Source organism: Desulfitispora alkaliphila (assembly GCF_050433185.1).
GTDB lineage: Bacteria > Bacillota > Desulfitisporia > Desulfitisporales > Desulfitisporaceae > Desulfitispora > Desulfitispora alkaliphila.
Genome location: NZ_JBNPXS010000074.1, coordinates 1 through 5647, shown reverse-complemented (window position 1 = coordinate 5647; position 5647 = coordinate 1). Strand labels below are relative to the sequence as shown.

The 5647-nt window shown below is 35.4% G+C and carries 7 protein-coding genes; 6 read left to right on the top strand and 1 reads right to left on the bottom strand.

The genetic code is table 11. The features are described 5' to 3' along the window. Positions 1-209 precede the first annotated feature (209 nt). From GGQ84_RS15230 to GGQ84_RS15210, 5 genes are all read left to right on the top strand, one after another. Complete coding sequence (locus tag GGQ84_RS15230) at positions 210-404, top strand: hypothetical protein (RefSeq protein WP_429163656.1); 195 nt, start codon at positions 210-212, stop codon at positions 402-404. Positions 405-475: 71 nt separating this feature from the next. After that, a complete protein-coding gene (locus GGQ84_RS15225; protein ID WP_429163655.1) occupies positions 476-1732 on the top strand; it encodes a CCA tRNA nucleotidyltransferase in 1257 nt (418 codons plus the stop codon). 62 nt (positions 1733-1794) lie between these two features. Next, the gene (locus GGQ84_RS15220; protein WP_429163654.1) at positions 1795-2334 is read left to right on the top strand and encodes an RNA polymerase sigma factor; all 540 of its coding nucleotides are present in this window, start codon (positions 1795-1797) and stop codon (positions 2332-2334) included. Next, positions 2327-3604 carry a DUF4179 domain-containing protein gene (locus GGQ84_RS15215; protein WP_429163653.1) on the top strand — a complete coding sequence of 426 codons (1278 nt, stop codon included), beginning with the start codon at positions 2327-2329 and terminating at the stop codon, positions 3602-3604. The genes GGQ84_RS15220 and GGQ84_RS15215 overlap by 8 nt, the downstream gene beginning before the upstream one ends. 21 nt (positions 3605-3625) lie before the next feature. Then, the gene (locus GGQ84_RS15210) at positions 3626-3862 is read left to right on the top strand and encodes a DUF1653 domain-containing protein (protein WP_429163652.1); all 237 of its coding nucleotides are present in this window, start codon (positions 3626-3628) and stop codon (positions 3860-3862) included. A 48-nt stretch (positions 3863-3910) separates the two neighbouring features. On the opposite strand, the gene GGQ84_RS15205 is transcribed toward GGQ84_RS15210, so the two are convergent. Then, a complete protein-coding gene (locus GGQ84_RS15205; RefSeq protein WP_429163651.1) occupies positions 3911-4636 on the bottom strand; it encodes a LysM peptidoglycan-binding domain-containing protein in 726 nt (241 codons plus the stop codon). 274 nt (positions 4637-4910) lie between these two features. Between GGQ84_RS15205 and GGQ84_RS15200 the strand changes: the two genes are divergently transcribed. After that, on the top strand, positions 4911-5231 hold the full coding sequence (locus GGQ84_RS15200; protein ID WP_429163650.1) for a YbjQ family protein: 321 nt from the start codon (positions 4911-4913) through the stop codon (positions 5229-5231). Positions 5232-5647: the final 416 nt, after the last annotated feature.

The window sequence follows — 5647 nt, the reverse complement described above, 5'->3', positions numbered from 1 at the left end:
TACTCCTTCATTTTACCTATTGAATTATCAGTTCTCCCACAACCGAACGGTTGTAGTGCGTAATCTTTTCAATTACGAACGTGTCACACGCTGCCTGAAATATCTCCCTAATTGTTAAGATTAAAGAGTAACATGTAATATTTTCGGCAAAGCTAATCTTGAAATCTATAAAACTTTAAACAATTAAATAATTTATAGGAGGCTAGCCCATGGACAAGAAGCAAGCTCGTTGGCGTCAAATAGAGAAGCGTGAGGCCGAGTTGACCGAGAATAAGCGAGAAGAGTTTTTGGAGCAAGTGGGAGCCAGGGCACAAGGGATATCTGGAGAAAAAGAAAAGTTCATCCAAGGTTTATATACAGGTAGTGTCAAGCGTCCCTATCCCCATAAGGATCGAGAGAACTAATTCTGAAACCTCTCTACAAGTTAGAGAGGTTTTTAAATGTTTAAAGAAGGAATAAGGGAAGTGGGTTGAAAGTGAAAATATTAAACTTTTTAAAAGAAAACAAAATACCATACTTTATTGTAGGTGGGTACGTCAGAGACCATATTCTTGGTAGAGAAAGCAATGACATTGACATAATCGTCAATGAATCATTGGAAAGGGTCTACAGTTTAATTAAAGCAAAAAAACATTTCGTTAAAGGTGAATTAATCAGGCTGCCAGAACACAAAGTTGAGATATCCAAACTAGATACTACAATAGAAGCAGACTTGATTAAGCGCGATTTTACTATTAATGCCATGGCTATGGCTGAAGATGGCTCAATTATAGATCCAACAGGGGGAAGGCGAGACTGTCAAGATAGAGTAATTAGAATAATTAGTGAGGAAAATCTGATAGCAGATTACTGTAGGGCAATTAAAGGAATTCGCCACAGTGCTGAACTGGAGTTTTCTCTAGAAAGTTATACTTTAGAGCTATTCAAGACTCATAAAGCACTAATAAGAACTATTCCTAAAGAAAGAATAGCGCTAGAGTTAAACAAAATGCTGCTACTACCGAAGCCAAGCTTAGCTTTTGAAGAACTTAGAACTACAGGTATTTTACAAGAGATTATACCAGCGTTAGATGAGCTCTATGGCTTAGATCAGAATAATCCCCATCATAGTTATGATATATATTGGCACACTTTAAGTGCTATTGATAATGCTGACATTACTGATCTTAGTGAGAAGGATGCTCTTATTCTTAGATTAGCTGCATTAGGCCACGATTGGGGCAAACCGGAAGTGCAAACTATTAATCCTAAAACTGGTTTTAATCGTTATATTGGTCACGCTGATGCTAGTGCAAGAATTTTTAAAAAATACTTAAAGACATTAAAATATGGAAAAAACTTGATAGATCAAGTAACTGTTTTAGTTGCAAAGCATATGAAAAGAGTGGACTTATTGCAGATGAGAGACCATAAAGTAAGGGAGTTTTTGTTTAATTTACGTGAGGTTAATCTTGAGTTGTTGTTTCGATTATTTGTGGCCGATGAATTGGCAAAGGGTAGAGAGGTTGATGAAGCACAAATTAATCATAATATAAACTTGATAAAAGAGAGATTTTCAAAATTAAAACCGGAAGATTTAGCTATAACGGGGCATGACATTGTAAATAATTCTTCCTTTAGGGGTTCTAATGTGGGAGAAGTAAAAGAAAAGTTACAAAAGCAAATTTTCAAGAAACCGGAGTTAAATGAAAAAAGTACTCTGCTGAAAATGTTAAAAGATTTAGATAAATAGTTCCCCAAAAAATGAACTTTTTTCTACTACCATTACTCTTATAGGGGGAGAGAGGTGAGGGAATGGAAGAAGTCCAGTTAATAAAAAAAGCAAAAAAAGGTAGCAAAGAGGCATTACTTAAATTAATTATGGATGAAAAGGATGCCTACTATAAGCTTGCTTTAACCTATATGGGAAATTCCCATGATGCTATGGATGCTTTAGAGGAAATGATTGTAAGGCTATATGAGAATATAGGGCAACTTAAGAAAGAAGAGGCCTTTTACAGTTGGAGCAAGACTATTTTAGTTAATAGCTGCAAGACATTACATGGAAAGCAAAAAAAGCTGGTTTTAATAGACGATTGGAATAATAATGAAAAGGAACTAGAGAGCAGGACTAGCAATCCATATACTAAAATTGAACAACAAATTGATATACAGGAAATGCTATTAGTTTTAAATGAGCACCAAAAAGAAGCAATCAAATTAAAATACTTTCATGACCTGGATTATCAAACTATTGCTGATATTACCAACGTTTCAGTTGGAACTGCTAAATCAAGGGTTTTTCAAGGGTTGAAAAAGCTAAAAAGCCATTATGGAGGTGATTGGGATGGGTAATGTGGAGAAACGGTTGAAAGAAGAGAAGAAACGTCTTGATGCCATTACTGCACCGGAAGAAATGGAAGCAAGGCTGAGAACTGCTTTAAATAAAAAAAGTAATAAAAGACCAAATTCTTTTGTTTCAACTTGGAAGGTGACAGCAGCAGTAGCCTTATTCTGTATTATGATTGTTGGATATAATTACAATGCCTTTGCTTATTACGGCAATAAGCTATTAGGCTTTGACACTATTATTTCTGGTACACTACAAGAGTTGAACGAAGAAGGCATGGGTCAGATTATTGATAAAAAGGTCTCACTGGCTGATGGTACAGAACTAACCATTAACGGAATTATGACCGATGCAAATCAAACGATTATGTATTATACCTTATCAAATCCCAATGGCTTTGAAGATGAAGTATGGACCTTTAGACCTATAAGAATAACTGGTTTTTTAACAAAAGCAAATTGGAATAGCGGGGTTTCTAAATTAGATGATACTGGCACTGAAATCAAAGGTACCAAGACTTTTGACTCGGTGAGTCCATTCGCTAAAAAGTTAACCCTGCATTACACTGAGCCTCATACTGGTCATAGTAATATAGAGACAATTGCGTTTCCATACAACCCAAATAAAGCAATGCAAACACAGATAAAGCAATCTATTAGAAAAACAGTAGCAGTTGATAAAGGTAAAATTAGATTTAATACCATCACCGCAACACCAACATCAACAGTGATTGAAGGAAATTTGAATGTAGACAATTTTGATAGACTAAGTCTTGGATTACATGGGATTCGGTTAGTGGCAAATGGAGATCCAGTTGATACTACGGGTAGTGGTCATAGTGGTAGAGGAGACTTTGAAATTCGCTATGATGCATTACCTGAGCAAGTGAATTCTTTGGAATTAATAGTAGAAGAGTATATTGGATACAAAAAGCTAGATGAAAAGATAGCTCTTGCAACTATGGACGAGAAGCCCTTTGTTCTAGGTGGGAAAGAACTTTGGGTGAAAGATGTATCAACTACTACAAGAGGAGTGGAAATCACTTTTGCCACAGAAAGTAATGTATTGCTTGATGGGGTTTCTATTGAAAGTAAAAGTGAACAAACATCTTTAAGGACAACAGTAGATCATAAAGAAACCAAGTTAAAGGCTGGGGGCTTCATAAGAGAGCGTACAATGCTATTTGATACTAAGGTAGAGCCAGAGTATCTTTTAATAGAAGGGATACATTACATGAAGCCATATAACAAGATAATTGAGCTACCAATAAATTAGTACAAAAGTGGGGTCTTGTAAGTGAGAGAATTAAAAAAAGGTATCTATAAACATTTCAAAGGAAGTGAATATGAAGTAATAGGTACAGCAATCCATACAGAGACAGATGAAGAAATGGTTATCTATAAAGCATTATACGATGATTGCAAAACCTATGTTCGACCGATTGATATGTTCCTGTCAGAAGTAGATACAGAAAAATATCCAGAATGTAAGCAGAAATATAGATTTGATTGGATTGGCTATAAAATTAAATAAAAAGTTAAGCATGTCTCTAAAAAACTGAGGCATGCTTTTTAACCTTTTTTATAATGGGATATCTACAATCTGTCCAGGATATATTACCTGAGGGTCTGGTATTGCTGGATTGAAACTAATTAAAGCTGAAAGGGTTGTTTCAAACCGTTGTGCTATGGAAAACAATGAGTCACCTGGCTGCACCACATACTCAATAGGTCGAGGAGTATTAGGTGGAGCAACAGTTGGAACATTCACTATTTGGCCCACAAATATAAGGTTAGGATGTCTAATTCCTGGGTTTGCAGCAAGCAATGAATCAACTGTAACTCCCAAGCCAAAACGGTCGGCGATAATGAAAAGCGAGTCACCCGGCCGCACCACATACTCAAAAAAGTTAAAGGTAGGTACAGGCTCTATATTCCGTGTGGGTATAGTATATATTCGTCCCGGAAAGATAACAGTAGGATTAAATTCTAAAATAGTATCTACAGTAATATTAAAAATTTCGGCAATATCATCTAAAAGAACACCGGGTTGAACTACATAGCCAATGTAATCCTCTGAGGGAGCATCAGGAAAACCAACTGTAGGAATTCTTAAGATTTGACCTGGAAAAATCAAATCAGAATCTGCAATGGCTGGTGTAGCTCTCAAGATATCCTCTACAGTGACACCAAGTCTCTGTGCTATTATGAATAATGTATCACCAGGTTGAACTACATAATGAAGATAGTCTAGCGGGAATCTGTCAGGTGTTTGATCCGGCACACCCTTATACACTTCGGTGGACATAAATCTCATCCTTTCGGGCTTTTATAATATAATATAATCGAACCTTGTCTAGTGTGTATTATGGTTTTAGTTGTATAATTGAAATTCATTCAGATAAAAGCTTGTGAAATATATAAGAAGTGCTGTGCTACCTTAGCTAAATATTCTGTTCATACCTCATCCATAATTCTTACGGGTTTTTTCTTTTTACTGATTAAAGGAAAGATTGAAGGTTTTTTTTCTTTAATATAGAAGATAATAAAATAATTATGTTACTCAAAGGAGAACTGCTCAAATGATTATTGTTAATACAGATTATATTCCAGGTCATGAAATTACTCAGGTTTTAGGGATAGCTCAAGGAAATGTTGTACAATCAAAGCATATTGGTAGAGATATCATGGCAGGTTTGAAAACGTTAGCCGGAGGAGAAATTAGAGGTTACACTGAAATGATGACAGAGGCTAGATCGATTGCTCATAAAAGAATGGTTCAAGAAGCTGAAGGTCTAGGAGCCGACGCAGTTATTAATGTGCGTTATGCAACATCTCAAGTGATGCAGGGAAGTTCAGAACTTATGGTTTATGGGACTGCTGTTAAGATAAGAAAAGTATAAACATGAGATAACTGAGCCATGGAGAAATCCATGGCTCAGTTAATGAAGTATATAGTCACTGTATAAGAGGATAGGGACTTTGGCATAATGAAGTATGAGGAATATATTGTATGTTGCATATAGAATTATTACATGATATAGTATTCATTGTCGCTAAAAACAAGGGTGGCAATAAATAACTTTAAATGAATTATTTAGCTTTAGCAAGAAATCATAATTTCTAATAACTTCTATTGACGAAGTGAAGCGAAGATGTTAAGATGTAATTCCGGCTTGAGACAAGCAATGAATAACTTGCTAATCAAGCATAGTCATGGGAATTAAGTTGGTCTTTGAAAACTAAACAGTTGTGCGATTTAAAAAGAAAAGAACCACACAGTTCTTTTGAAGTAATTAAGAAATTAGCCAAAGTTCAA